At 66.8% G+C, this 25,665-nt stretch carries 23 protein-coding genes; 13 read left to right on the forward strand and 10 right to left on the reverse strand.

Annotation, left to right across the window (positions count from 1 at the left end; genetic code table 11):
* Positions 1-105: 105 nt before the first annotated feature.
* The gene (locus tag ACFQ2S_RS08080; RefSeq protein ID WP_386073938.1) at positions 106-1,392 is read right to left on the reverse strand and encodes a homoserine dehydrogenase; all 1,287 of its coding nucleotides are present in this window, start codon (positions 1,390-1,392) and stop codon (positions 106-108) included.
* 73 nt (positions 1,393-1,465) lie between these two features.
* Positions 1,466-1,798 carry a hypothetical protein gene (locus ACFQ2S_RS08085; RefSeq protein ID WP_089232072.1) on the reverse strand — a complete coding sequence of 111 codons (333 nt, stop codon included), beginning with the start codon at positions 1,796-1,798 and terminating at the stop codon, positions 1,466-1,468.
* Positions 1,799-1,902: 104 nt separating this feature from the next.
* Here ACFQ2S_RS08085 and ACFQ2S_RS08090 point away from each other — a divergent pair, with 104 nt between their 5' ends.
* On the forward strand, positions 1,903-2,559 hold the full coding sequence (locus tag ACFQ2S_RS08090) for a TetR/AcrR family transcriptional regulator (RefSeq protein WP_386073939.1): 657 nt from the start codon (positions 1,903-1,905) through the stop codon (positions 2,557-2,559).
* Here ACFQ2S_RS08090 and ACFQ2S_RS08095 read toward each other — a convergent pair.
* Complete coding sequence (locus ACFQ2S_RS08095; RefSeq protein ID WP_386073940.1) at positions 2,540-3,451, reverse strand: pirin family protein; 912 nt, start codon at positions 3,449-3,451, stop codon at positions 2,540-2,542. The genes ACFQ2S_RS08090 and ACFQ2S_RS08095 overlap by 20 nt on opposite strands.
* A gap of 151 nt (positions 3,452-3,602) precedes the next feature.
* Here ACFQ2S_RS08095 and ACFQ2S_RS08100 point away from each other — a divergent pair, with 151 nt between their 5' ends.
* Entirely contained in the window at positions 3,603-4,112 is a 510-nt protein-coding gene (locus ACFQ2S_RS08100; protein WP_386073941.1) for a hypothetical protein, read from the forward strand.
* A 49-nt stretch (positions 4,113-4,161) separates the two neighbouring features.
* Here the strand turns inward: ACFQ2S_RS08100 and ACFQ2S_RS08105 are convergent, their stop codons facing one another.
* The 5 genes from ACFQ2S_RS08105 to ACFQ2S_RS08125 form a co-directional block, all read right to left on the reverse strand.
* Positions 4,162-4,773, reverse strand: a complete 612-nt coding sequence (locus ACFQ2S_RS08105) for a TadE/TadG family type IV pilus assembly protein (RefSeq protein WP_386073942.1) — start codon at positions 4,771-4,773, stop codon at positions 4,162-4,164.
* Between the two features lie 13 nt (positions 4,774-4,786).
* Positions 4,787-5,311, reverse strand: coding sequence for a TadE/TadG family type IV pilus assembly protein (locus ACFQ2S_RS08110; RefSeq protein ID WP_386073943.1), 525 nt, complete (start codon positions 5,309-5,311; stop codon positions 4,787-4,789).
* Between the two features lie 268 nt (positions 5,312-5,579).
* Positions 5,580-7,142: a TadE/TadG family type IV pilus assembly protein gene (locus ACFQ2S_RS08115; RefSeq protein WP_386073944.1), complete on the reverse strand. Its 1,563-nt coding sequence runs from the start codon at positions 7,140-7,142 to the stop codon at positions 5,580-5,582.
* 270 nt (positions 7,143-7,412) lie between these two features.
* Complete coding sequence (locus ACFQ2S_RS08120) at positions 7,413-9,011, reverse strand: TadE/TadG family type IV pilus assembly protein (RefSeq protein ID WP_386073945.1); 1,599 nt, start codon at positions 9,009-9,011, stop codon at positions 7,413-7,415.
* A gap of 465 nt (positions 9,012-9,476) precedes the next feature.
* Positions 9,477-9,776 (reverse strand): SH3 domain-containing protein, encoded by a 300-nt coding sequence (locus ACFQ2S_RS08125; protein ID WP_386073946.1) that lies wholly within the window; start codon positions 9,774-9,776, stop codon positions 9,477-9,479.
* Positions 9,777-9,946: 170 nt separating this feature from the next.
* On the opposite strand from ACFQ2S_RS08125, the gene ACFQ2S_RS08130 reads away from it, so the two are divergent.
* The 11 genes from ACFQ2S_RS08130 to ribD all read left to right on the forward strand — a co-directional run bounded on the left by ACFQ2S_RS08130 (position 9,947) and on the right by ribD (position 22,364).
* Positions 9,947-11,200, forward strand: coding sequence for a sarcosine oxidase subunit beta family protein (locus tag ACFQ2S_RS08130; RefSeq protein ID WP_386073947.1), 1,254 nt, complete (start codon positions 9,947-9,949; stop codon positions 11,198-11,200).
* A gap of 60 nt (positions 11,201-11,260) precedes the next feature.
* A complete protein-coding gene (locus ACFQ2S_RS08135) occupies positions 11,261-11,527 on the forward strand; it encodes a sarcosine oxidase subunit delta (protein WP_386073948.1) in 267 nt (88 codons plus the stop codon).
* Positions 11,524-14,484 carry a sarcosine oxidase subunit alpha family protein gene (locus ACFQ2S_RS08140; protein WP_386073949.1) on the forward strand — a complete coding sequence of 987 codons (2,961 nt, stop codon included), beginning with the start codon at positions 11,524-11,526 and terminating at the stop codon, positions 14,482-14,484. Before ACFQ2S_RS08135 ends, ACFQ2S_RS08140 begins: the two co-directional genes overlap by 4 nt.
* The gene (locus ACFQ2S_RS08145; RefSeq protein WP_386073950.1) at positions 14,465-15,004 is read left to right on the forward strand and encodes a sarcosine oxidase subunit gamma; all 540 of its coding nucleotides are present in this window, start codon (positions 14,465-14,467) and stop codon (positions 15,002-15,004) included. Before ACFQ2S_RS08140 ends, ACFQ2S_RS08145 begins: the two co-directional genes overlap by 20 nt.
* A gap of 81 nt (positions 15,005-15,085) precedes the next feature.
* Complete coding sequence (gene dnaG, locus ACFQ2S_RS08150; protein ID WP_386073951.1) at positions 15,086-17,095, forward strand: DNA primase; 2,010 nt, start codon at positions 15,086-15,088, stop codon at positions 17,093-17,095.
* Between the two features lie 127 nt (positions 17,096-17,222).
* Positions 17,223-19,223, forward strand: a complete 2,001-nt coding sequence (gene rpoD, locus ACFQ2S_RS08155) for an RNA polymerase sigma factor RpoD (RefSeq protein WP_386073952.1) — start codon at positions 17,223-17,225, stop codon at positions 19,221-19,223.
* Between the two features lie 25 nt (positions 19,224-19,248).
* Positions 19,249-19,521 carry an HlyU family transcriptional regulator gene (locus ACFQ2S_RS08160; protein ID WP_386073953.1) on the forward strand — a complete coding sequence of 91 codons (273 nt, stop codon included), beginning with the start codon at positions 19,249-19,251 and terminating at the stop codon, positions 19,519-19,521.
* Positions 19,522-19,698: 177 nt separating this feature from the next.
* Positions 19,699-20,124 carry a hypothetical protein gene (locus tag ACFQ2S_RS08165; RefSeq protein ID WP_386073954.1) on the forward strand — a complete coding sequence of 142 codons (426 nt, stop codon included), beginning with the start codon at positions 19,699-19,701 and terminating at the stop codon, positions 20,122-20,124.
* A gap of 72 nt (positions 20,125-20,196) precedes the next feature.
* Positions 20,197-20,613: a secondary thiamine-phosphate synthase enzyme YjbQ gene (locus ACFQ2S_RS08170; RefSeq protein WP_386073955.1), complete on the forward strand. Its 417-nt coding sequence runs from the start codon at positions 20,197-20,199 to the stop codon at positions 20,611-20,613.
* Positions 20,614-20,772: 159 nt separating this feature from the next.
* Positions 20,773-21,240, forward strand: a complete 468-nt coding sequence (gene nrdR, locus ACFQ2S_RS08175; protein ID WP_089232055.1) for a transcriptional regulator NrdR — start codon at positions 20,773-20,775, stop codon at positions 21,238-21,240.
* Between the two features lie 2 nt (positions 21,241-21,242).
* Positions 21,243-22,364, forward strand: a complete 1,122-nt coding sequence (gene ribD / locus ACFQ2S_RS08180) for a bifunctional diaminohydroxyphosphoribosylaminopyrimidine deaminase/5-amino-6-(5-phosphoribosylamino)uracil reductase RibD (protein ID WP_386073956.1) — start codon at positions 21,243-21,245, stop codon at positions 22,362-22,364.
* A gap of 50 nt (positions 22,365-22,414) precedes the next feature.
* Here ribD and ACFQ2S_RS08185 read toward each other — a convergent pair whose 3' ends face one another.
* Positions 22,415-24,469 carry a capsular polysaccharide biosynthesis protein gene (locus tag ACFQ2S_RS08185; RefSeq protein WP_386073957.1) on the reverse strand — a complete coding sequence of 685 codons (2,055 nt, stop codon included), beginning with the start codon at positions 24,467-24,469 and terminating at the stop codon, positions 22,415-22,417.
* A 9-nt stretch (positions 24,470-24,478) separates the two neighbouring features.
* Positions 24,479-25,612 (reverse strand): polysaccharide biosynthesis/export family protein, encoded by a 1,134-nt coding sequence (locus ACFQ2S_RS08190; RefSeq protein WP_386073958.1) that lies wholly within the window; start codon positions 25,610-25,612, stop codon positions 24,479-24,481.
* Between the last annotated feature and the right edge of the window lie 53 nt (positions 25,613-25,665).

The following is a 25,665-nucleotide window of genomic DNA, read 5'->3' on the forward strand; positions in this document are numbered from 1 at the left end:
GTCAGCTTCGGGGTAGCGGCGCTGTCAGCCGGGGTGCAAGCGTCGTTAGCGCTATCGCGGCAAACAGCCTCGCTTTTTTTCCAAAGACCGTCGAAAGCCCGGGCTTCAGACGTCCTCGATGCGGATCGCCACGGCCTCACCCTGGACGACGCCGGTGCCGGCAAAGCCCGCGAGCGCGCGGTCGAGCGCGTCGCGGCCCGTCTTGTGGGTCACGAAGACGACGGGGGCGGCGGTGTCGTCGTGGTGGGTCTGGCGCATGCGGTTGATGCTGATGCCGGCGTCACCGAGAACGGTCGCGACCTTGGCCATCGCGCCGGGCTTGTCGGTCAGCATCATGCGCAGGTAGTAGGGAGCCGGCGCCGCGGCGCGGGCCGGACGGGCCTTTTCCAGCCCGGCGGCCGGTTGCCCGAAGGTCGTCAGACGGGTGCCGCGGGCGATCTCGATCACGTCGCTCATCACCGCGCTGGCCGTCGGGCCCTCGCCGGCGCCGGCGCCGCGCAGCACGATCTGGCCCACGCTGTCGCCTTCCAGAACGACCATGTTGGTGCCGCCCTGGAGCTGGCCCAACGGGCTGTCGGCCGGCACGAGGCAGGGCGACATGCGCTGTTCCAGCCCGCGCCCGGTCATCTGCGCCACGCCCAGCAGCTTGATGCGGAAGCCCATGGCGGCGGCGGTGCGGATGTCCTGGATCGAGATCTTCTGGATCCCCTCCAGCTCGACATTGCCGAAATCGACCTGCGTGCCATAGGCGATGGATGCCAGCAGCGACAGCTTGTGGCCGGCGTCGATGCCGCCGACGTCGAGGTTGGGGTCGGCTTCGAGATAGCCGAGCTGGTGCGCCTCGTCGAAGATTTGGTCATAGGGCAGGCCCGAATCCTCCATCCGGGTCAGGATGTAGTTGCAGGTGCCGTTCATCACGCCCATGACGCGGGTGATCTCGTTGCCGGCGAGCCCTTCGGTCAGCGCCTTGACCACCGGGATGCCCCCGGCGACGGCGGCCTCGAAGCGGATCACCCGGCCGAGTTCCTCGGCGCTTTCCGCCAGCTCCTGCCCGTGGATCGCCAGCATCGCCTTGTTGGCCGTCACCACGTCCTTGCCGGCGGCGAGCGCGGCTTCGGTCGCGGCCTTGGCGGGCCCGTCGGCGCCGCCCATCAGCTCGACGAAGACGTCGACGTCGTCACGCATTGCGAGCTTCACAGGATCGTCTTCCCAGGCGTAGCCCTTGAGCGAGACGCCGCGGTCCTTGTCGCGGTTGCGGGCCGAGACGGCGGTGATCTGGATCGGCCGGCCGGTGCGCGCAGCCAGTAGGTTGGCCTTCTGGCGGACGATCTTCACAACGCCGGTGCCGACGGTGCCAAGCCCTGCGATGCCGAGGCGAAGGGGTTGGGTCATGTGCGGGTCTCCGGTCTGCGTGGTGATCGATATCTGGAGCCGCCGGGAAGCGGCCCGGCGTGACTTAGCGCGTTCAGCTATCCGGTGCAACGAGCGGGGTGAGCCCGCGCAGCCGGCTGTGCGCTGCGTCGATTTCCGCGCGCTCCTCGGGCAGCAGGACGGGCCCGGCGAGCCCGCTTGCCCGCCCCTCGAGCGCAGCTGCGCGGGACTGGAGCGCGACCTGCGTGCTCTCGTCCACGGTGCCGGCGGCCGCCGCGGCCAGCAGCGGTGCGTTGTCCACCAGCTCCGGCTCCGGCGCCAGCCTGCCTTCCTCGGTCAGCGCGGCGTCGAGTTCCGGGAATTGCGCGCATCCGGCAAGGGCCGCGAGGCACAGCAACAGGATCGGGGCAGGGGCGGTTCGCGGCATCTGGGCTCCGGTGAAGCGGTTGGCGCACCCTATCCACGCAGCCGAAAAGGGCAAGCGGAGGATCGGCTCTTGAATTGAACGCCCGTTCAAGGGAAGGTCGTTCAATGGCACGCAAGACAGGATCCCACGCCGAAATCACCGGTCCGCGTATTCGCGCCGCGGCGCTGGAGCTGTTTGCGCGGCATGGCTACGCGGCGGTCTCGATGCGCCAGATCGCGGCCGAGGTCGGGGTGCAGGCCGGGGCGCTCTATACTTACACCGCCGACAAGCAGTCGCTGCTGTTCGAGCTGATGCGCAATCACATGGAGCACCTGCTCGGCTGCTGGGAGGAAGAGCCAAGGCCGGACGACCCGCTGGCGTGCCTCGAGGCCTTCACCCGGTTCCACATCCGCTACCACCTCGACCGGCCGGACGAGGTGTTCATCTCCTACATGGAACTGCGCAACCTCGAGCCGGAGCATTTCGCGGTGATCGAGGGGCTGCGCCGGCGATATGAGCGGGAACTGGAGGCGATCCTCGCCAGTGGGCGGGAGGACGGCTGCTTCATCGTGCCCGATACCAAGGTCGCGACCATGGGTCTGATCGCGATGCTGACCGGCATCGGCACCTGGTTCCGGGATACCGGCCGGCTCAGTCGGTTCGATGTCGAACAGCTCTACTGGGACATGGTGCGCGGAGCCGTTGGCGTGCCCGACGCTGCGGCCGGACCCGGGCGGGCCGGATCCGGCGGTGACGCGGCGCTCAGTGCTGCGGCCGAATGAAGCTGCCGTTGCGCAGCTCCCGGAACGCCTGTTCAAGCTCGGCCTGCGTGTTCATGACGATCGGCCCGTGCCAGGCGACGGGTTCCTGGATCGGCGCGCCAGAGATCAGCAGGAACCGCAGGCCTTCTGGCCCGGCCTGAACCGTCACCTCGTCGCCATTACCGAAGCGAACCAGGGTACGGTTGCCCGACATGTCGCGGATGTTGACCTCCTGTCCGCGAACCTCTTTCTCGAGCAGGATGCCGGTAGGTTTCGAGGCGTCCGCAAAGGCGCCGGCCCCTTCGAACACATAGGCAAAGGCGCGGCGGTAGGTGTCGACGGGGAAAGTCTTCTTCACCCCTGCAGGCACCCAGATGTCGAGAAACTGCGGATCGGCCGCGATGCCGTCGACCGGCCCGGTCTTGCCCCAGAATGAACCGACCACCACGCGGACGCGGGTGCCGTCATCCTCGAGGATCTCGGGGATCTCGTCGCCCTGCACGTCCTGATAGCGCGGCGCCGTCATCTTGAGCGACGAGGGCAGGTTGGCCCAGAGCTGGAAGCCGTGCATCTGGCCGCGGGCGTTCCCCTCGGGCATCTCCTGGTGGAGGATGCCGGAGCCGGCGGTCATCCACTGCACGTCCCCGGCGCCGAGCCGGCCAGCGTTGCCGAGGCTGTCGGAATGCTCGACCGTGCCGCTCAGCACATAGGTCACGGTCTCGATGCCCCGGTGCGGGTGCCACGGGAACCCTGCCTCGAAATCCTGCGGCCGGTCGTTGCGGAAGTCGTCGAGCAGCAGGAACGGGTCGCTCTGTGCGGGGTCGCCAAAGCCGAAGGCACGGTGAAGATGGACACCGGCGCCTTCCATGGTCGGACGGGCAAGGCTGGTGTGGTCGACAGGTCTGATGGACATGGCTGCGTCTCCTTGTTCGACGCAAAAGTAGGTCGCCGATGGGGGTGTGACAATCCGCACAGCTGATCGCGGGCGATCAGGTCACTGTGCGCAGACGCTCAGGCTCACGGCAGCTCTCGCCTTGGCGCGCAAGGCGCGCTATGGAGCCGCCATGAACGACGATATGCCCGAGATCCTGGCCACCATCACCCCGTCCACCCCTCGAAGGGTCGTCGGGATCATCATCCTGTGCACCTTCGGCAGCCTGCTGGTCTATGTCGGCGTCACGCGGCCGCCGGAGGATCTGCTGCTGCAGCTCTTCATGCTGGTCGTCGGGGGCGGCGGGCTGGCTCTCTCCGAAGCGATGCGGCGGGCCACCGCCAACCGGATCGAGCTGACCGAGACGGAGCTGCGGGACAGCCGCGGCGAGGTGTTGGCGCGGATCGACCAGATCGTCGCGGTCGACCGGGGCACCTTTGCCATCAAGCCGTCAAACGGTTTTCTGCTGCGGCTGTCGGACAGCGGGGGCGGAAATCGCTGGGCTCCGGGGCTCTGGTGGCGTCTCGGGCGTCGGGTCGGCGTCGGGGGGATCACCTCCGCCTCCGAGGCCAAGGTCACATCCGAGATCATTACCGCACTGGTCGCGCGGCATCACTTCGAGAAAAACGCGCCATCCGAGTGATCAGGAGCGACCGCCGGCGAAGGCGCGTCCGCGGCGCGCTCGCGCCGGATCAGTTGTTGTTGTTGCAATCCTCGAACGAGCCATCCGAGAGCTCGAACTTGACCTGCCCGGTCAGTCGGGGGCGCGTGAAGACGACGTTCTCGTAGGTCTGCGCGCCGAGCCCGACGTTGAAGGCCGGCGTGTAGGCCATGAAGGTCTCGGTCATGATCAGCTGGTCCGCCCACTGGAAGTAAGGCACGATATCGCCCTTGCCCGCCAGGTCCTCGTCGGTCAGGGGCAGCCGGCCGGTCGTCGCCTTGGACCAGCAGACGGCAAGCTGGCGCGTGTCGTCGCTGTCGCATCCGTCGGTGCATTCGATGATCGAGACGCGGAGTTGCGTCGGGTAGACGCCGTCGGTCAGGTATTCGTAGACGCTGTCCAGCCCGTCGAAATAGTCCTGGTCGATGGCATTGAATTCCCTGCTGATCATGTCGGAGATCGTGTAGGTCGCCTTGAGGTTGACCGTCTGCATCCGGAAGGCATCGAACCACACGAAGGACCCGACGTAGATGTAGCAAAGCGCCGGCAGGATGATCGCCGCCTCGACGGAAAGCGATCCGTCGGCGCGCACCAGGAAGTGGCGGAGCGGGGCGGTCAGGCGGGATGTCGCGGAACGGAACATGCGAAAGCTCCCCTCAGCTCGGTTCGTTGACGAAGGCTGACATCGAGATCAGCGCGTAATGGTCGGGGTCGATCCGCTGCAGGTGCAGTCCGAGCCCGGTCAACGGGAAGAGCGGCTGCTGCAGGGCGCATACCCGCACCATCATCAACTCGTGCTCGATCCCTTCCTCGAATGTCGTGACGGGCTGGATGTTCTGCACCTTGTCGACGCAGGTCGTGGCGTCGGGTAGGGGCGCCCAGGTCGTGGTCGACACCGGGCTCAACTCGATCAGCAGGTTGGTCTTGCAATCCGGGAGCACCGCGGCGGTGTCGCAGATGTAATCCTTGAGGTCGTCGTGTTTCGGATCGGACCAGAGGCCGAGGCGAAGGGTGCGGACGGCGATGTCCGTGGCGCGGTCCAGCATGACCTGGCGAACCATCAGCAGGCCGATCTCGAAGGCCGACATGAAGAGGACCATGAAGATGGGAAACAGGATAACAAATTCGATCGAGGCGTTGCCATCCTCTGGCCGCGACCGATGAAGGATCCGTGCCTTCAAGTTACTTACAATCCGCTTCATGCACATGGCCCCGGTTACAATCTGGGAGCGTCTCCGTGACGGAGCCGCCGGGCAGTTCTATGGCAGGTTCGGCCCCCGGACAGCCTTGCCTTGTCGGAGTGAAGAAACCTGTCCGACATGGGCTGCCCGCAGCGCCGAAGATCTTGTATTTTAAAGGAACATCAGACCTGTGGCGGAATTGGGGCGGAGGCGGCGCAGAACTGCGGATTTTGCAATTCTGCGCGACAGTGCCCATGCACGACGCCGATCAGTGGGTCAGGCGCAACTGATTGATCTGCAGCGCGATCGCCGCGAAGGCAACCGAGATGTCCAGGCTCTGGACGTCGTAGAAGTAGGTCTCCGCCGAGGCGCAGTCCGACAGGGTGGCGTCGCCCTGGCCATAGGTGTCCATGCCGATCGTGAAGATCGTCACGCCGGCATCCTTGGCGGCCTGACAAATCTCGGAGGTCCGGCTGTTCTTGAGGGTCGAGCCGTAGGATTCGACGATCTGGTCGTAGTAGGTACTGGAGCTGCCGCCGATCGCGTCTCGCTTGATGTTCTGGGCGAAGTTGTTGACGGTCATGTCGGCCCAGACTTCCGGCCAGGTCATGTACTTGGCATTGGAACCGTCGGGGTAAGTGTACCACTGGTCGCGATCCTCGTGCCAATAGTCGTAGGAACCGGACCGCTCGGGGTAGTGGTAGGTGTAGTCCTTGGAGGAGCTGTCGTACATCAGCGGCGAGTTTCCGGAGCGATAGCCGTCCTTGATGTCGTACTGGTTGGTGTTCTCGCCGTCCGACATCACCACCATCACCTTCATGGTGTTGTCCCGGTCGTAGGAGAACGGCTGGCCGCGCAGTTCCTCGTCGGCGATCCCCTTGTCGGCAAGCGCGGTAAGGGCGTCCTGCATGCTCGGATCAAGCAGGGCGGCGCCCCATTTCACGCCAAGCTCGATGGAGGTCCAGCCATTGGCCTGCATGTCGTCGATACGGCCCTTGAGATACTCAGCATCGGTTGACCACGGCGTGATGGTGCGGCTGTTCCAGGTGGAGCACACTAGGTCGTTCGAACTCGCCGTCCAGCTGGTGCCGGAGGGGTCGAAATGCGCGGTCTGACGGTAGGTCTTGGTCTGCGACATCGTGGTCGAGTCGAAGTCGTCCTCGTCGAAGGTGACGCAGTAGGAGCTGCTGTGATCGCCGGTATGCGTGATCGTGTCCATAAGATCCTTGCCGGCGGTAACCTGGGTGGCGAAGGGGACGATGGAAATCGCGGTGGTGCCGTCGGTGTCGTCCGCATCGCGCGCAACGGCGTCGATGAAGTCCTCGGCCGCCGGTTTCAGGAGGTTGAGCCGGTAGTCGCTGTTGGAGCCCATGGAGCCGGAGTTGTCGAGCACCAGGACGATCTCGATGTCGGCGAGGGTCTCGTCCGCGGTTCCGCTGCCCGGAACGGTCAGCGTCTTGATGCCGACCATGTCCATGAACATCGTGTCGATCTCGGCACTCGCATTGGCGGTAACGGAGCGGTGGTTGATGCCTTGCGTGACGACAACGCTGTCCAGGTGATCGCCGAGCCCCGCCTTGTCGAAGTAATCCTCCACGACCTCTTTCGGAACAAGCGTCTGATCGAGGTCGGCGGCGGCGAGCACGGCGCGGTCGAGCGTGCTCTGCAACAGGGCGCGGTTGTATTCGAAACGGATCGTGTCCAGCGCCATGCCGATTGCGAGCATCATGCAGATCATGATGTAGAGACTGAAGACGATGAGGGATCCATCCTCGTCGCGACGGAAGCCTCCCAGCTTCAAACGCAGGCAGCCCGCCTTGCTGTCATGCAAAGAGTGGGCGCCGGGGGCATTTGTCTCGCGGGGGGGCATGGCAACGCGTTTTAGCTGAAAACTCTTACTCGGCATTGGCTCACCTGACGGGTTGAATCCTGAGGACGGCCCATTCTGGAAGCCGCCAAGGTCATTAGGCAGCGCAGGCTGTCAGAAATACGGCCCGCGCAAGGCGGGCGCGGGCCGTATTCTGTCCGGATTGTGGCGAGTGATTGTTGACGCTGCGGCAGCCTGCCGTTCGCGTAAATCGTCGCTCTGCGGTTCGGGCGCCTAGTTGGTCAGGCGGAGCTGGGTGATGGTCCGGGCGATGGACGCGAAGGCGGTGGAGATATCCGTGGATTCCACGTCGTAGAAATGTGACGCGCTCGAGGCGCAATCGGCCAGCGTGGCGTCGCCCTGACCATAGGTGTCCATTCCGATCGTGAAGACGATCACGCCCTTCGCCTTGGCGGCGCTGCAGATTTCCGAGGTGCGGGTGTTCTTGGTCCCGGAGGCGATCGAATCCACGATGTCGTTGTAATAGCTGTTGGCGGTGCCGCCGAGCGCCGCGGACACGATGTCCTGCGTATACTTCTTGACGCCCATGTTCTCCCAGACCTCGGGCCAGGTCCAGCGCACGGCATCGTTGGCGCTGTTCGGAGTCGATCTCCAACGGTCTTCGCTGACGCGGTAGTACTTGTCGCTGCCGACGCGGGTCTCATCATAGTAGGTATACCGCGTCCTGCCCGACTCCTCGTAGACGAAAACTGTGGACGGACCCTCGCGATAGGGCGCCCTGATATCATACTGGTTGGTGTTCTCACCGTCGGACATGACGACAAGGAACTTCTGGGTGGCCCGTCGCGTGTAGTCGAAGGGCTGGCCGCGGAATTCCTCGTTCACGAGCTTCTTGTCGGCCATGGCCGAGAGCGCGCTGCGGGAGGACGGGTCGAGCAGGGTCAGGCCCCATTTCGTCGCGACCTCGATGGAGGTCCAGCCCTGACCGACCATCGAGTCGATCTGCGCCTTGAGCGCCCCGGCGTTGTTGGACCAGGGCAGGATCTCGCGGCTCCCGAGCGTGGAGCAGACCCGGCCGGAATCGTAGGGCGGCGTGCGCGTGCTGCTGGGGTCGAAATGCGCGGTCCGGGCCAGCGTCTGGGTCGTCGGGAGAGACGTCGTCTTGAAGTCCGCATCCTCGAAGGTCACGCAATGCGAGTAGGCATGTTCGGAGGTAACGCCCGGGTAATGGGACAGAAGCTCCGCTCCGGCGGTGACCTGGGTCGCAAAGGGCACCAGCGAGATCGATATCCGCTTCTCGTCAGTGTCGGCTTCCAGGATCGTGTCCACGAATTCCTTGGCGGCCGGTTTCAGCAGGTTCATGCGGTAGTTGTTGTTCTGTCCCATCGACCCCGAGTTGTCGAGAATGAGGGAAATCTCCAGGTCCGTGACGGATTCCTCCGCCGTCCCGCTCGACGGAGCGGCAAGGCTGGTGATGCCGACCATGTCCATGAACATCGTCGGGATCATCAGGTTGCTCTGTGTCGAGACGATCTTTTCATTGGTGACATTGGTCACCGTGATCGTGATCGCGTCCTCGTCGATACCGGCGCGCCGGAAGTGATCCTTTACTACCGCTTCCGGCGAAAGGGTCTGTTCCAGGTCAGCCGCGGCCAGAATGGCTGTGTCGGTCGTGTTCTGAATCTTGATGCGTGCGAATTCGGTGCGGACGATGTCGATTGCCATGCCGATGGCAAGCAGCATGCAGATGAGTATGTAGAGCGTGAAAACGATCAGTGCGCCGTCTTCCCGTTGCCCGAAGGCCCCGACGCGGCGCATGGCGGCACGAGCGCCAAAGTTGCGGCAAGCTGCCGTCTGGGACGAATGCAACATGAATAACACCCTATACCTCACATCGATATGGGCGCCCCCACCCATGGACTACTTTTTGCCATAAAGTCGCCACGCAAGTCACTCGTTTCGCGAAGAATTCACTCCCGGACGTGCGAATGTACCGGTTTTCCACGAGTTTTTTCGCTGTGATGTCCACCGGCTTGTTTCCGCCCGGGAAATGATCGAGGGCATTCTCATCGACTGTCCCGGACGGGCGCGTTGGGTCTTGGTCGGGCAACGTGGCTTCGGAATGATTCGCTCCGGGGCGGAAAGGCGCCGGGACGGCGTCGGGATCGGTCGGATGCGGTTGGTGGAGTCCTGCGTGCTCCACGGGCGCCCATCAGCCGGGGCAGGGTGCTCCCGCCCGTCGTCGACGCATCGCAGATGCGCCTCCTCCCGTTGGGCGTGGCGCGCGCTGACGCGCGCGCCGGTCGATCTCGCCCACGCCGGTCGGGGCGGGTCGGGTCACTTCTGTTTCAGGTAATGTCCGGAGACATAGCCCTGGAGGCTGCGTGCTTCCCTCAGCGAGACCTTGCACCAGGGGGTGCCGCCGATGCGGTCGCACCCGTGGTTGCGGAGGATGGTGCCGTTCGGCAGGCCCACGATGATGCGATAGCCTGTGCCGGGGCCGCTGCGCAGCTTCAGCATCTCCTCGCCGTTCAGGCCGGACACCTCGACCGTGGTCGCGGCCATGGCCGGTTCCGCGCCGACACCGGTCGCGCATACCGCCAGAGCCAGCGCGGCGCCGCGCATTGCATTTGTCATCTGCTCACTCCTGCTCATTCTTGATTTGCGCCGATCCTAGCACGCGCCGACGGGCAAGGGGAGGCGGAGGATCGGCAGAGATGTCGCCCGCAGGCCCCCTGATGTCGCCCGGCAGGATTGCCAAGCGGCAGGACGGTTGCTTTGCTGGAGCGAGGCCAGCGGGGAGCGGCATGCGCTACAACGCCTTTCAGATCCTGAAGCAGGGGCTTTCGGGCAACCGCGGCTGGCGGCCGGCCTGGCGCAAGCCTGATCCGAAGCCGGAATATGACGTCGTTATCATCGGCGGCGGCGGGCACGGGCTGGCGACGGCCTATTACCTGGCGGCGGAACACGGGCTGCGCAAAGTCGCGGTGCTGGAGAAGGGCTATCTCGGGTCCGGGAACGTCGGGCGCAACACCACGATCGTGCGGGCGAACTACGGGCTGCCGGGGAACTCGCAGTTCTACTCGCATTCGCTCCGCCTCTGGGAGGGGCTGGAGCAGGAGCTGAACTACAACGTGATGCATTCCCAGCGGGGCATCATCAACCTGTTCCACTCCGACGGTCAGCGCGACGCGGCCGCCCGGCGGGGCAACGCCATGCTCAACCAGGGGGACGACGCGATCCTGCTAGACCGGGCGGAATGCCGGGCGATGCTGCCGTATCTCGACCACGACCAGACGCGGTTTCCGATCTATGGCGGGCTCTACCACCCGCGCGGCGGGACGGCGCGGCACGATGCCGTGGCCTGGGGCTACGCCCGCGGAGCCGACCGGCAGGGCGTCGACCTGATCGAGACCTGCGAGGTGACGGGCATCGACATCGCGGGCGGCAAGGTCACCGGGGTTCAGACGACGCGCGGCGCGATCCGGGCGCGAAAAGTGGCGATCGTGGTGGCCGGGCGCTCCAGCCAGGTGGCCGCGATGGCCGGGCTGCGCCTGCCGATCGAGAGCCACGTGCTGCAGGCCTTCGTGACGGAGGGGCTGAAGCCGGTGATCGACCACGTGGTGACCTATGGCATGGGGCATTTCTATATCAGCCAGTCCGACAAGGGCGGTCTCGTCTTTGGCGGCGACCTGGATTTCTACCCGTCCTATGCGGCGCGGGGCAACCTGCCGATGGCCGAGCACGTGATGGAGGCCGGGATGACCCTGATGCCGATGCTGGGCCGCGCGCGCGTGCTGCGCTCCTGGGGCGGGATCATGGACATGTCGCCCGACGGCTCGCCGATCATCGACCACGCGCCGGTGGATGGGCTCTTTCTGAACTGCGGCTGGTGCTATGGCGGGTTCAAGGCGGTGCCGGGCTCCGGGCATTGCTTCGCACACCTGATCGCAACCGGGCAACCGCACCCGGCGGCGGCGCGCTACCGGCTCGACAGGTTCGAGACGGGGCGGGGATTGATGGACGAGGAGGGCACCGGTGCGCAGCACAATCTGCATTGAGGCCATGCGGGCCGCGCTCCCTGGCCTTCCCCGGGGAGGGGGCGTCATGCCGGAAGGACCATGCTGATCCGCTGTCCCCTCTGCGGCCCGCGCGACCTGCGCGAGTTTTCCCCGCGCGGCGCGGCGGTGACGCTGGAACGTCCCGACGCCGAGGCGCTGCCGGAGGAATGGCATGCCTATCTCCACCTGCGCGACAACCCCGCCGGACAGAGCCGTGAACTCTGGTGGCATGGCGCGGGCTGCGGGGCGTGGCTGATCGTGGAGCGGAACACGGTGACCCACGAGGTGATCAGCGTTTTGCTGGTAAACGGGGAGCCCGAGCAATGAGGGTGGATGGGCGCGGCCGCATCGACCGGCGGGTCTCGCTGCCTTTTACCTTCGACGGGAGGCTGCTGACCGGTCATCCGGGCGATACGCTCGCCTCGGCGCTGATGGCCAATGGCATTCACCTGGTGGGGCGGTCGTTCAAGTATCACCGGCCCCGCGGCGTGATGACCGCCGGCTCCGAGGAGCCGAATGCGCTGGTTGAGGTCGGGCGCGCAGGTGCCGCGGTGCCGAACGTCCGCGCGACGGTGCAGGAGCTCTACGAGGGGCTGGAGGCGCGGAGCCAGAACCGCTGGCCGAGCCTCGGGGCGGACCTCCTGGCGGTGAACGGCCTGCTGTCGCCGTTTCTCGGGGCCGGGTTCTACTACAAGACCTTCATGTGGCCGCGTGGCTTCTGGGAGCGGGTCTACGAGCCGCTGATCCGTCGCGCCGCGGGCCTCGGGCGGCTGCCGGAGACCGCCGACACCGAGCGGCACGAAAAGGCCTTTGCCCATTGTGACCTGCTGGTGATCGGCGCGGGGCCTGCGGGGCTGATGGCGGCGCTCGCGGCGGGCGAGGCGGGGGCAGATGTGCTCCTCGCCGATGAGAGCAACGAGCCGGGCGGGCGGCTCCTGTCCGAGGTCGAGGAGATCGGCGGCGGGTCTGCCGCCGGCTGGGCGGAAGAGATGGCGACACGGCTCCGTGCCATGCCCAACGTGCGGGTCATGACCCGGACCGCCGTCACCGGCGCCTATGACGGCGGTGTCTATGGCGCGCTCGAGCGGGTAGGGGAGCACCTGGCCGCGCCCGCGCAAGACCTGCCGCGCGACTGCTTCTGGCGCATCACCGCGCGGGCGGCCGTGATGGCGACGGGCGCTATCGAACGCCCCATCGCCTTTGCCGACAATGACCGGCCCGGGGTGATGATGGCCTCGGCGGTGCGCAGCTATCTCAACCGGTTCGGCGTCAGCCCCGGCGCCTCGGTGGCCGTCTTCGCGGCCAATGACGACGCGCACCGCACCGCGCGCGACCTTGCGACGGCGGGTGTGCAGGTGGCGGCGCTGATCGACCCGAGGGAAGGCGCGGCCTGCGACGGCGATTTCCCGGTGCTTGCGGGGGCGGAGGTCGTGGGCACGCGCGGCCGCAAGGGGCTGCGGCAGGTGCTGGTGCGGCAGGACGGCAAGACCCGGGCCATCGCCGCCGAGGCGCTGGCCATGTCGGGCGGCTGGAACCCTTCGGTCCACCTGAGCTGCCACATGGGCGCGCGGCCGGTCTGGAGCGCGGCGCACCACGCCTTCCTGCCCGCGCCACGGGATGCGCCCGGCGCGCTGCCGGGGCTGATCCCCGCGGGGACGGCCAATGGCGTGTTCGACACGGCGGGGTGTCTGCGGGACGGGCTGCGGGCGGCGGGTCTCGCCCTCGAACACCTCGGCCTGCCGGTCCCTGAACTGGATGTGCCGCCGGCGGAGCAGGACGCGGGCCGCAGCAGCCCGATCTGGGTGGTGCCCGGCAAGGGGCGCGCCTGGCTTGATTTCCAGAACGACGTGACGACCAAGGACGTGGCGCTGGCGGTGCGCGAGGGCTTCGACAGCGTCGAGTACATGAAGCGCTACACCACGCAGGGCATGGCGCCGGACCAGGGCAAGAACAGCAACATCAACGCGCTCGCCGTGCTGGCCGATGCGACCGGCCGGAGCATCCTGGAGACCGGCACCACCACCTACCGCCCGCCCTTCCAGCCGGTGCCGATCGGCGCGATGGGGGCGGGGGCGCAGGGGCATGGGTTTGCGCCGGAGCGGTTGACCACCAGCCATTCGGCCAGCCTCCTTCGCGGCGCGCCGATGGTGGAAGCGGGGCTCTGGTATCGGCCGAGCTATTTCCCCGCGCCGGGTGAGACGACCTGGCGGCAATCCTGCGACCGCGAGGTGCGGATGGTGCGCGAGGCGGTGGGCATCTGCGATGTCTCTACGCTCGGCAAGATCGAGCTGCACGGGCCGGACGTGGGCGCGTTCCTCGATCTCGTCTATGCCAACCGCGTGTCGACGCTGAAGCCGGGGCGCGTGCGCTACGGGATCATGCTGCGCGAGGACGGTCACGTGATGGACGACGGCACCATCGCGCGGCTCGACGGCGACAGGTGGGTGATGACCACCACGACCGCCGCCGCGGGGCAGGTGATGCAGCATCTCGAACTCGTGCAGCAGGCCTTCCTGCCGCGGGCGCGGCTGCGCTTCACCTCCGTCACCGACGCCTGGGCGCAATTCGCGATTGCCGGCCCGCGGGCGCGGGAGGTGCTGCAGGCGGTGGTGGACGAGGACGTCGGTGGCGCGGCCTTTCCTTTCATGTCCTGCGGCGCGGTCCATGTGGCGGGCACCCCGGCGCGGCTGTTCCGGATCTCCTTCTCCGGCGAACTCGGCTACGAGATCGCGGTGCCCGCCCGTGATGGCGCGAGCCTCTTCCGCTTGCTGCTGGCGGTGGCCGAGGGGCTTGGCGGTGGCCCCTACGGCATGGAGGCGCTCAACGTGCTGCGGATCGAGAAGGGCTTCCCGACCCATGCCGAGATGCACGGCCGCACCACCGCCTTCGATCTCGGGCTGCAGGGGATGCTGTCGCCCAAGAAGGCGGATTTCATTGGCCGGGCCGGAGCGGCGCGGCCGGGGCTGCTCGGCCCGCGCCGGGAACAGCTCGTCGGCCTCGTTCCGCTGGAGCCGGACTGGCGTTTGCCGGCAGGCGCGCATCTCTTTCGCAAGGGCGCCTCGGCGACGCCGGAGACCGACCAGGGCTACATCACCTCCTCGGCCTATTCGCCGACGCTCGGCACGCACCTGGCGCTCGGCTTCCTCGCAGGCGGACGGGAACGGCATGGCGAGGTTGTGCGGATGGTGGACCGGTTGCAGGAGACCCAGGCCCTCTGCGAGGTGCGCGACCCGGTCTTCTTCGACCCCGAAGGAGGGCGGATGCGTGATCAGGCTGGCAGCTGAAACCCCGCTCGGCGGGCTCTGCGTCTCACATGGCGACCTGACGCTGACCGAACTGCCGGCCGTCAGGCTGACCTTGCTCGCGCCCTGGCCGGGCGAAGCACGGGCGATGAGCCACGCGCTGCAGGCGGCGCATGGGGTGTATTTCCCGGAGCCGGGAGAGACCCTGGAGAATGGGGGGACCCGGATCCTCTGGGCCGGCCGGGCACAGGCGCTTCTCGCCGGGCCGGCGCCTGCTAAGGAGCTGTCGCATCACGGGGCAGTGGTCGACCAGACCGAGGGCTGGGCCGGGATCAGGCTGGAAGGTGCGGATGCCGCGCTGGTGCTGGCGCGACTCTGCCCGCTGGACCTGCGCGGCAAGGCGTTCCAGGCAGGGCGCACGGCGCGCAGCCTGCTGGGGCATATGAATGCGCAGATCACGGCCGTCGACGGGGGCTTCGAGTTGCTGGTGATGCGCTCGATGGCACGGACCGCGGCCACCGAGATCGAACATGCGATGCGGAATGTGGCGGCGCGCGGTTGAGCCGCCTTTTCCATCCGTATAATCCGAGGGATCGCCACGGGGCCACTGGACTTGGCGGCGGCCGCAACCGATATTGAGCGAATGTCCCTGCCACCTGGATTCTTAGACGAGCTACGCACCCGCACCTCGCTTTCGCAAGTGGTCGGGCGCAAGGTGACGTGGGACATGCGGAAATCCAACCAGGCCAAGGGCGACTGGTGGGCCCCTTGCCCGTTCCATCAGGAAAAGACAGCTTCCTTCCACGTCGACGACCGCAAGGGATTCTACCATTGCTTCGGCTGCCAGGCCTCGGGCGATGCGCTGGCCTTCGTGCGGGAGACGGAGAACGTGGGTTTCATGGAGGCGGTGGAAATCCTGGCCCAGGAAGCCGGCCTGCAGATGCCCGCGCGCGACCCGAGGGCGCAGCAGACGGCAGACCGGCGGAGCCAACTCACCGAGGTGATGGAAGAGGCGGTGAAATACTTCCGGCTCCAGCTTAAGACCGGCGCCGGGGCCGCCGCCCGTACTTACCTGAGCGACAGGAGGGGCCTTTCGCCCGAGGCGCTGGAGCGCTGGCAGATCGGTTTCGCGCCGCCGGGGTGGCAGAACCTTTGGGATCACCTCACAGCCAAGGGCATCGCGCCCGACCTGATCTTGGGCTGCGGCCTTGCCAAGCCGTCCAACCAGGGACGCAACCCCTACGACTTCTTCCGCAACCGGGTGATGTTTCCGATCCGCGATGCGCGCGGCCGGGCGATCGCCTTCGGGGCGCGGGCCATGGACCCCAACGACAACGCCAAGTACCTGAACTCGCCGGACACCGACCTCTTCGACAAGGGCCGCAGCCTCTACAACCACGGCCCCGCACGCGAGGCCGCCGGCAAGGGGCACCCGCTGGTGCTGGCCGAGGGCTACATGGACGTGATCGCACTCAGCGAGGCGGGGTTTGCGGCCACGGTGGCCGGACTCGGCACAGCGATCACCGAAGATCAGCTCCGCCTGATGTGGCGCATACATCCCGAGCCGGTGGTCGCCATGGACGGCGATAGCGCGGGCCTGAAAGCGGCATTGCGGCTGATCGACCTGGCCCTGCCGCTGCTGGAGGCCGGCCAGTCGCTGCGTTTTTGCCTGATGCCGAATGGCCAGGACCCCGATGAACTGCTCAAGGCCAAGGGTCCGCAGGCGATGCAGGCCCTGCTCGACGACGCGCAGCCCATGGTTTCCCTGCTCTGGCAGCGGGAGATCGAGGGCAAGGTGCTCGACAGCCCGGAGCGGCGCGCGGCGCTCGACAAGGCGCTCAGGGAAACGATCAGGAAGATCGCCGACCCAGCGATTCGCGCCCATTATGCCGAAGAGATTCGCGACCGGCGCAGCACGCTCTTCGGCTTCAACCGCGCGCAGGGCGGCAATGGCGCGGGGCAGGGGCGCAAGGGCGAGTGGCGGGCGCCGTGGCGCGGCCGAGGCTCACAGCCGGCGGCGGCCGTTCCGGTGGCCGGCACGCGGGCCTCGCTGCTGGCCGCGGCGGATGCCGACCAGGCGCTGCTCCTGCGCGAGGCGGTGATCCTCGCCACGCTGATCCGCACGCCGGCGATGCTGGAGGAATTCACCCATGCGCTGGAGGAGATGGACTTCGCCGGGCATGACCATGCGGGGATCGCCGGGTTGCTGCTGTGCTGTGGCCCGGAGGACACGCAGGAGAGCATCGAGGCCCTGATCTGCGAAAGGATCGGCCCGGATGCCCTTGAAAGGCTGCACTCGGCGCGCCATGTCACGTTGGCCCCGTCCGTTCGCAAACCCGGCGACGTGGAACTGGCTCGCCTGTGCCTGACCGAGGAATTCGCCAAGCTTGCCGCCATGCGCGGCGCCCTGCGCGAGATCGAAGAGGCGATGGCCGGTTTCGCGGATGCGCCCGAAGCCTGGATCGACCACCGCCTGACCCTTTCGGCCCGGGCGGGGGAGATGGCTTCGCGCAACCAGGAAGGCGACCGGGCGGATTTCGATATTGCCGAGAATGGTGCCCGCATCGACCGGGACGAACGCTCGGACCTTGAGGCGCTGCTGAACGCCATCGGGTTTGCCGGACCCGGTGAGAGAGGTCGGCAGCGTGAGTGACAACCAGGCCCCGGATCTTGGAATTCCGGGCCGCTGTGCATATGCCGGGTGGCGCATCGCGAATCGTGCGCTATTGATTCGTTTACATCGAGAACGAATCAGCCTCCCGCGAGATCAGGAGATCTGAATGGCCGCCAAGGACACCGAAGACCGCAAGACCGACGATTCCGATCAGGACGTGACCCTCGACATGAGTCAGGCGGCGGTCAAGAAGATGATCGCCGAAGCCCGGGAGAAGGGCTACATCACCTACGACCAGCTCAACCAGGTGCTGCCGCCCGACCAGGTGTCTTCCGAGCAGATCGAAGACGTCATGTCGATGCTCTCCGAAATGGGCATCAATGTCATCGAGGCCGAGGAAGCCGAGGACGAGGAAGGCGGGGACGCTGCCCGCAAGAGCGGCTCCACCGAGGTCGTGGAAACCTCGAGCTCCCGCGAAGTGGCCGTGGCCACCACCGAGACCGAGAAACTCGACCGCACCGATGACCCGGTCCGGATGTACCTGCGCGAGATGGGCTCGGTCGAGCTGTTGTCCCGCGAGGGCGAGATTGCCATCGCCAAGCGCATCGAGGCTGGCCGCAACACCATGATCGCGGGCCTCTGCGAGAGCCCGCTGACCTTCCAGGCCATCACCATCTGGCGTGACGAACTCCTCGCCGAGGAAATCCTGCTGCGCGACGTGATCGACCTCGAGACCACCTTCGGGCGTGGGCTGGACGAGGAGGAGGGTGACGAGCCGGTTGTCGAGAACCTCGACGTCGATGCCTCGTCCGAATCCAAGAAGGACGAGCCCGAGTACGACGCCGACGGCAACCCGATCCGCCGCGAGGAAGAGGACGACGAGGACGAGCAGGCCAACATGTCGCTCGCCGCGATGGAAGCCGCGCTCAAGCCGCGCGTGCTCGACATCCTCGACCGCATCGCGCGCGACTTCACCGATCTGGAAGAGATGCAGGACGCGCGCATGTCGGCCACGCTGAACGAAGATGGATCGTTCTCAGCCTCCGAAGAGGCGCGTTACCAGAAGCTGCGCTCCGAAATCGTCGAACTGGTGAACGAACTTCACCTGCACAACAACCGGATCGAGGCGCTGATCGACCAGCTCTACGGCATCAACCGCAAGATCATGTCGATCGACAGCTCGATGGTAAAGCTGGCCGACCAGGCCCGCATCAACCGCCGCGAGTTCATCGAGGCCTACAAGGGGTACGAACTCGACCCGTCCTGGATGGAGCGGATGTCGGCGCAGCCGGGGCGTGGCTGGGCCGCGCTGTTCGAGCGCTCGGCCGACAACGTGGCCGAGCTGCGCGCCGAAATGGCCCAGGTCGGCACCTATGTGGGCGTTGACATTCCGGAGTTCCGCCGGATCGTCCAGCAAGTGCAGAAGGGCGAGAAGGAAGCCCGCCAGGCCAAGAAGGAAATGGTCGAGGCCAACCTGCGCCTGGTGATTTCCATCGCCAAGAAATACACCAACCGCGGGTTGCAATTCCTTGATCTCATTCAGGAAGGCAACATCGGCCTGATGAAGGCCGTGGACAAGTTCGAGTATCGCCGCGGCTACAAGTTCTCGACCTATGCCACGTGGTGGATCCGCCAGGCGATCACCCGCTCCATCGCTGACCAGGCCCGCACGATCCGGATCCCGGTCCACATGATCGAGACGATCAACAAGCTGGTCCGCACCGGTCGCCAGATGCTGCACGAGATCGGCCGCGAGCCGACGCCGGAAGAACTGGCGGAAAAGCTGCAGATGCCGCTGGAGAAGGTCCGCAAGGTAATGAAGATCGCCAAAGAGCCGATCTCCCTCGAGACGCCGATCGGCGACGAGGAAGACAGCCAGCTCGGCGATTTCATCGAGGACAAGAACGCCGTCCTGCCGCTCGACTCCGCCATTCAGGAAAACCTGAAGGAAACGACGACGCGGGTTCTGGCCTCGCTCACCCCGCGCGAGGAGCGGGTTCTGCGGATGCGCTTCGGCATCGGCATGAACACCGATCACACGCTGGAAGAGGTCGGCCAGCAGTTCTCGGTGACCCGCGAGCGGATCCGCCAGATCGAGGCGAAGGCGCTGCGCAAGCTTAAGCACCCGAGCCGCTCGCGCAAGCTGCGCAGTTTCCTGGACCAGTAACGCCAAGACCACGGGAGCCGCGCCAATGTCGCTTCTTTCACGCCTGTTCGGCAGCGGTGGGTCGACCCCAGAGGTCGAACCCGAAACCTACAACGGGTTCCGGATCCTTCCGGAACCCATCAAGGAATCCGGCGGGCTCCGGGTCTGCGCGACGATCGAGAAGGATTTCGACGGCGAGACCCGCAGCCACCGGCTGATCCGCGCCGATGTCTGCAACAACGAGGACGAGGCGCGCGAGATCTCGACCGCAAAGGCCAAGAAGCTGATCGACGAACGCGGCGACGCCCTCTTCGGATGAGCTGCCAGTTGCGTTGCGTCAAATGAACTTGAACGGCGTTGCTCCTTTGAGGTGACCATGGTTTCCGGTAAGCTGTGATCACGGGGTGGAGCGGACGGCAGGTGCGCATTTTCGTACCGTTGCGTGCCGTCACCTTTCACGCCGGAACGCTTCCCTTTGACGAAGGAGGTCGGGAAGATGACACATCGTAAATTGCTTCTTTTCATAGCTTTGGCCCTGGCGGTCGCGCCTCAGGTTTCGGTTGGACAGACAGTCCAAAGAATGTCCACCGCAAGTGGGCTCTCGGCGATCGGCCCCGGTCCAACGTTCGAGGTCTGGACGCGCGCCGGCATGGGCAAGACGGATTACTTCTGCGCGGCGGGCGATTTTGCCAAACGGCGCCTTGGTGCCGACAACTCCGATTATCTGACGGTCGTCGGCGGTCGCGCCCCCAGCAAATATGCGAACAATCGCGAAGCTTACACCTTTGCACTCGGTCCGTCGGGGCCATCCTCTTCGGTCGTGGAGATGGGGGCCGGTCCGCGGAGTGGGCAGACCATCACCGTGAGGCAGGCGCGAGTGCTGTGCAGTCAGGCCCGTGTCAATCAGCAAAGAGGCCGATAGGCCGCGAGACCGCTCCGGGATGAGTTTCAGGATACCCGAGCGCGAGCCGACCGGCACCGGAGACCTTTGCGCATGAATCATGTCTTCGAGATCGAGACCCGGGGCCCCGGCCTCTACGAGTTCACAACCGATCTCTCGGCCTGGCTGGCATCGCTCCCGCCGCGCGACGGGGTGTTGACGCTCCTGGTGCGGCATACCTCCGCCTCGCTTCTGATCCAGGAGAATGCCGACCCGGAGGTGCAGGGCGACCTCCGGGAATTCTTCCACCGCCTTGTGCCGCCGAGCAACGACCCCTCCATGCGCTACCTGCGGCACACCTACGAGGGGCCCGACGACATGCCCGCACATATCAAGGCCGCGCTCCTGCCGGTGTCGCTCGGCATCCCGGTCATTGGCGGGCGCATGGCCCTCGGCACCTGGCAGGGCGTCTACCTCTTCGAACATCGCACCCGTCCGCACCGCCGCGAAGTTGCCGTTCACCTGGCCTGATCCGCTGGATGAAGCCGCGATGGCAAGTGGCAGAAAATCCTGTGGATTGCCCCAATATCCGGTGTGTGGACAAATCCTCTACCCAAGCCATGGCCGATTCCCTATAGTCGGTCCAACAAGAGGGGGAGCACCCCCAGGAGCAGAGGTAAGGGGGACGCGATGCGCTGCCCGTTTTGTGGAAATGTTGACACCCAGGTGAAGGACTCCCGCCCGGCGGAAGATCACGTGGCCATCCGGAGGCGGCGCTTCTGTCCGGCCTGCGGCGGCCGGTTCACCACTTATGAACGGGTGCAATTGCGCGACCTGGTCGTGATCAAGTCCAATGGGCGGCGCGAGGATTTCGACCGCGACAAGCTGGAACGCTCGATCCGGATCGCGTTGCAGAAGCGCCCCGTCGAGCCGGAGCGCATGGACCAGATGATCTCTGGCATCGTGCGGCGTCTGGAGAGCATGGGCGAGACGGACATTCCCTCCAAGGTGATCGGCGAGATCGTCATGGAGAGCCTGGCCCGGATCGACACCGTCGCCTACGTGCGCTTTGCCAGCGTTTACAAGAACTTCCAGGCTGCGGACGATTTCGACAAGTTCGTCAGCGAGTTGCGACCGAACCTGCCACCCCAGGAATAGGCATGCAGGACACGGCCGCGATCGATCGCCGCTTCATGGCGATGGCGCTCGGTCTCGGCGCGCGCGGGCTTGGCCAGGTCTGGCCGAACCCGGCGGTCGGCTGCGTGATCGTCAAGGGCGGCCGCGTTCTTGGGCGTGGCTGGACGCAACCGGGCGGCCGCCCCCATGCCGAGACGGAGGCGCTGGCCCAGGCCGGCGACGCGGCGCGCGGCGCCACCGCCTATGTCACGCTGGAACCCTGTGCCCATCACGGCAAGACCCCGCCCTGCGCCGAGGCGCTGGCCGAGGCTGGCGTCGCCCGCGTCGTCAGCGCCCTGACCGATCCCGATCCGCGGGTCGCAGGGCAGGGGCACGCGCGGCTCGCCGCCGCAGGTGTCGCGCTGACGGCCGGTGTGATGGAGGCGGAGGCTCGGCGCGGCAACGAGGGGTTCCTGAGCCGCATCAACCGCGGCCGCCCCCACCTGACGTTGAAGCTCGCGACCTCCCTTGACGGACGCATCGCGACCGCGACCGGCGAGAGCCAGTGGATCACCGGCCCGGAGGCACGGCGGGCAGTTCATGCGATGCGCGCCAGCCACGATGCCGTGCTGGTCGGTGCGGGGACCGCGCGGGCTGACGATCCGAGCCTCACGGTCCGCGGCCTTGGCATCGACCGCCAACCGGTCCGCATCGTCGCCTCGCGCCGGATCGACCTGCCTACCGAGAGCCGCCTCTTCACCCGGATCGAGGAGGCCCCCGTCTGGATCTGCCACGGCCCCGATGCCGATGCCCAGCGCCACGCTGCCTGGGCCGGGCGTGGCGCTCGCTTGATCGACGTTTCCCCGAACGGCGGCCGGCAGATCGATCCGCTCTCGCTCCTGCAGGCGCTTGGCGCGGCCGGCCTGACGCGGGTGTTCTGCGAAGGCGGCGGGGCGCTCGCGGCCTCGTTGCTCAATGCGGGGCTTGTGGACGAGTTGGTGACCTTCACCGCGGGCATCGGGCTCGGCGCGGAGGGCCAGCCGGGGCTTGGCGCGATGGGGCTGGATCGTCTGGCGGAAGCGCCGAGGTTTGCGCTGGACCGGCTGGACCGGATCGGCCCGGACGTGCTTGCCCGCTGGCGTCCGGCCGAACGCGCCACTACCTGACGACCTCGCCGCACGGCACACAATTCTTCGGACGAAAAATCACCCAACGCTTACCGCCAGAGCGCGGCTCGGCTGGCGAGCAGGCCCTGCAGCCTGGAGAGAGAGCGGTTGAACGGTCCGGGCTTCGGCAGCGTGCCGCGCGCCAGCCGCTCGACCACCACTTCGGGCGGGCAGGGCAGGCCGCTGACCGGGTCGCGATAGCGGGGGTAGGCGATCAGCGCCGCATGGGCCAGCGCGGCGAGCGAGGGGCGGGCCATCCGCCGTGCCGGCACCGCCCCGAGATCGCGAGTCAGGCCCCAGCCGGCGTAGAACGGCGCGCCGAGGCAGGTGACCCTGCGCCCGCGCAGCAGCGCTTCGAACCCCATCAGCGAGGTGAGCGTCCAGACCTCGTCGACCTCTGCCAGCAGCGCGGCGGCATCGCCATGCCGGATCACCGCATCGGCAAGGGCTTCGAGCTCGCTCGAGGGCACCGCGCCAGGGCGCAGCCCGGCCTCGACATCGGGATGCGGCTTGTAGACCAGGACGGCGTCCGGGTTGGCCTCGCGCGTGGCACGCAGCAGGCCGAGGTTGTCGCGGATCTCCCCGCACCCGAGACAGACCGAGGCATCGTCCTCGACCTGGCCGGGCACCAGGATCCTCCGACCCTCCGGCAGGCTGGGGAGGGCCTCGGCGGCGAGGTTGTATTTCGTGAGCCCGGCCTCGGTGAGGCGGAGCACCAGCCGCTCGGCCCGGCGGAGCCCTTCGGGGGGCAGCGCCGCGGCCTCGGCGATAAGCATCTCCAGCCGGCTCTCCCGGGAGGGATCGTAGTAGATGCCAAGGTCGTCGGCGACCAGTGACAGCGGAGGCACCAGTTCCGCCCCGAGCCCGCGCGAGCGCAGGAACCCGTCCTCGACGCGGATCAGCGGCACGTTGGCCCGCTCTGCGGCGTCCTGCAACTCCGGCCTCACGCTGCCTGCCCAGGCGAGCACCGGGCGTCCGTCCTTCCTGGCCTGACGGCAGGCCGATGTTGCGTCGCGGAAGCGCAACCGGCAGGTGCCGCCGAAGAAGCCTTGCAGAGTCGGGCGCTTCCAGAGTCGCATGCCGGTCGCGACATAGCCCGCACGATCCTCGCGGAAGGCCCGGACCCGCGCCTCGAGCCCATCGATCGCTTCTTCCAGTGTGCAGACCCGGTCGCGGCAGGGATCGTACCAGGTCGGATAGAGGATCATTGCCCCGGCAAAGAGCTGCGCGCGGGTGAGGCGGCGCTGGCGTCGGTCGACGGGCCGCACATCCTCGGTAAGCCCCCATCCGGCGTAGAAGGGCTGGCCGAAGACCTTGGGTCGATGGCCGGCGAGGATGGCTTCGAAGCCCAATTGGGAGGAGACGGTATGGACCTGCACCGCGCCATCGAGCAGATGCCAGGTCGAGACCGGGCCGGTGCAGACCTCGATCCCTTCGGGCAGGTCCTCCGGGTCGAAATGGCCCGGGCGATGGCCGGCGGTCGTCTCGGGATGAGTACGCACGAGGATGCGGGCGCCGGGATTGTCGAGCCGCGCCTCCGTCAGCATCTCGGCAAAACTGGTGGCCGAGGCGCCGGCGTGGCGGATCGAGGCATCGCCGCGGGTCTGGTCGATCACCAGGATATAGCCCGGCGCCGGCGGGGGCAGGTCCGGGTCGAAGGCGTTGTACTTGCTCAGATGCCCCCGGCGTATCCGATCCATCGCCAGCCGGGCGCGGTCCAGCAGGGCGGTGTCGTCAAGCGGCTCGTTGGCAAGGATCTCCTCGAGATCCGAGGGCTGGGCGCTGTCGAAATGCACTCCCGAGGTGTCTATTTGGAGCCCTATGGGTGGCTCACCGGCGCGGCCGAGATGGATGGAGCGGAGAAAGGGATCCTCGATCCGAAGGAGCCGCGCGCCGCTTCGCGCCGCCATCGCCTCGCCCCGCGCGGCGGTCGGGCTGTGACCCCAGACGCCGACCCAGTCCTCCGGGCCGGGGCGCCCGGTGGTGACGTTCCAGCCGGCGAGCGCCAGTATGCGCCGCAGACGCCGGTTCAGGAAGCCGCCGTTGTAGATGAAAAGCCGCCGCGGAGAGGTCTCCGCGGCGGCATCGATGGGGGTATTTTCCACGCGCGCGGCCTACTTGCCGGCGAGTTGGGAATAGTTCGCCAAGGGCGTCAGGCTGCCCGTAACCGCCGAGAGCGTCTTCTGCCAACGCACGAAGGGCGCCTGCGTGACGTAGAGCGTGTCGTCGTCGCGGATCGCGAAGTCGCGGGCCTCGAACATTCCGTTCGGCTCGGTCAGGTCGAGCACGTAGACCATGCGCTGATCGCCCACGAGGTCGTTGCGGCCCAGCACGGCACGCGCGATGGACTCGGGCTCGTTGCGGAACACGAAGACGCCGGTCGGGTCGGCGAGGTTGCTGTTGAGCCCGCCCACCTGCGCGATCGCCTCGATGGCCGAAAGGGTCTGGGTCTCGAAGCGGATACGGTTCTGGGAGCCGGTCGCCCCGAGCACCGAGAAGGAGCGGGTGTCTTCCTCGACCAGGATGCGGTCGCCGCCGCGCAGGGCGATGTCGAGCCGAGGATCGGCGAAGAGATCCTGGAACCAGACCTTGGACTGGTGGCTGCCACGCATCACGGTGATCTGGGCAATCTCCGGCGTAACAGTAACCCCGCCAGCCTCGGCCAGCATTGCGGAGAGCCGCCGGGTGGGGCGTTCGATCGGGTAGACGCCCTGCGAGGCGATGCCGCCCATGACCGAGACCGTGGCGCCGTCGCCGGCGAGCCGGGTGACGATCACCTGCGGGTCCGGCGTCTGGGCGTCGAGCTTCTCGGTGATGATCTGGCGCAGGCGTTCGGGCGTGTTGCCGGCAGCGCGGATGCGCCCGGCATAGGGCACGAAGATGAAGCCGGAGCCGTCGACCTGCACCTCGTCGAGAGCGGTTGCGGCCTGTCCGGCGCTCGACAACAGACCGTCGTCAACGTTCTCCCAGACCCTGAGGCCCAGCGTGTCGCCGGGGCGGATGGTGTCGGAGCCCACTTCGCCGGCGTTCAGGAACTCGCTGGAAAAGCCCAGCACCGGGGTGACGGAGGTGGCGCGGGTAACGCGGTCGTTTACCGATACGACGAAGGCATCGCCGTTCTCGAGAACCGAGCCGGAATAGATTTCGGATTTGCTGGGGCCGGATCGCGGCAGCGCGCAGCCGCTGGCAACCGATGCCACCAGGCACAGGGCCAACGCCTTGGCCCAGCGGGATTGTCTCTTGTTCACTGCTCGGGCTCCTTGGACGGATTTGTGCCTCAAGTTTTGCGGACAAACCTACA

The organism is Tropicimonas aquimaris (assembly GCF_042676185.1).
GTDB lineage: Bacteria > Pseudomonadota > Alphaproteobacteria > Rhodobacterales > Rhodobacteraceae > Tropicimonas > Tropicimonas aquimaris.

Excerpts from the sequence above, each read along its gene's own strand:
- ACFQ2S_RS08090 (WP_386073939.1), top strand. The coding sequence starts at position 1,903 with ATGGCACGCAAGACAGGATCCCACGCCGAAATCACCGGTCCGCGTATT.
- ACFQ2S_RS08130 (WP_386073947.1), top strand. The coding sequence starts at position 9,947 with ATGCGCTACAACGCCTTTCAGATCCTGAAGCAGGGGCTTTCGGGCAAC.
- ACFQ2S_RS08080 (WP_386073938.1), bottom strand. The coding sequence starts at position 1,392 with ATGACCCAACCCCTTCGCCTCGGCATCGCAGGGCTTGGCACCGTCGGC.
- ribD (WP_386073956.1), top strand. The coding sequence starts at position 21,243 with ATGCAGGACACGGCCGCGATCGATCGCCGCTTCATGGCGATGGCGCTC.
- ACFQ2S_RS08125 (WP_386073946.1), bottom strand. The coding sequence starts at position 9,776 with ATGACAAATGCAATGCGCGGCGCCGCGCTGGCTCTGGCGGTATGCGCG.
- ACFQ2S_RS08160 (WP_386073953.1), top strand. The coding sequence starts at position 19,249 with ATGTCGCTTCTTTCACGCCTGTTCGGCAGCGGTGGGTCGACCCCAGAG.
- ACFQ2S_RS08140 (WP_386073949.1), top strand. The coding sequence starts at position 11,524 with ATGAGGGTGGATGGGCGCGGCCGCATCGACCGGCGGGTCTCGCTGCCT.
- dnaG (WP_386073951.1), top strand. The coding sequence starts at position 15,086 with ATGTCCCTGCCACCTGGATTCTTAGACGAGCTACGCACCCGCACCTCG.
- ACFQ2S_RS08095 (WP_386073940.1), bottom strand. The coding sequence starts at position 3,451 with ATGTCCATCAGACCTGTCGACCACACCAGCCTTGCCCGTCCGACCATG.
- ACFQ2S_RS08100 (WP_386073941.1), top strand. The coding sequence starts at position 3,603 with ATGAACGACGATATGCCCGAGATCCTGGCCACCATCACCCCGTCCACC.
- ACFQ2S_RS08120 (WP_386073945.1), bottom strand. The coding sequence starts at position 9,011 with ATGTTGCATTCGTCCCAGACGGCAGCTTGCCGCAACTTTGGCGCTCGT.
- ACFQ2S_RS08170 (WP_386073955.1), top strand. The coding sequence starts at position 20,197 with ATGAATCATGTCTTCGAGATCGAGACCCGGGGCCCCGGCCTCTACGAG.
- nrdR (WP_089232055.1), top strand. The coding sequence starts at position 20,773 with ATGCGCTGCCCGTTTTGTGGAAATGTTGACACCCAGGTGAAGGACTCC.
- ACFQ2S_RS08105 (WP_386073942.1), bottom strand. The coding sequence starts at position 4,773 with ATGTTCCGTTCCGCGACATCCCGCCTGACCGCCCCGCTCCGCCACTTC.
- ACFQ2S_RS08165 (WP_386073954.1), top strand. The coding sequence starts at position 19,699 with ATGACACATCGTAAATTGCTTCTTTTCATAGCTTTGGCCCTGGCGGTC.
- ACFQ2S_RS08085 (WP_089232072.1), bottom strand. The coding sequence starts at position 1,798 with ATGCCGCGAACCGCCCCTGCCCCGATCCTGTTGCTGTGCCTCGCGGCC.
- rpoD (WP_386073952.1), top strand. The coding sequence starts at position 17,223 with ATGGCCGCCAAGGACACCGAAGACCGCAAGACCGACGATTCCGATCAG.
- ACFQ2S_RS08135 (WP_386073948.1), top strand. The coding sequence starts at position 11,261 with ATGCTGATCCGCTGTCCCCTCTGCGGCCCGCGCGACCTGCGCGAGTTT.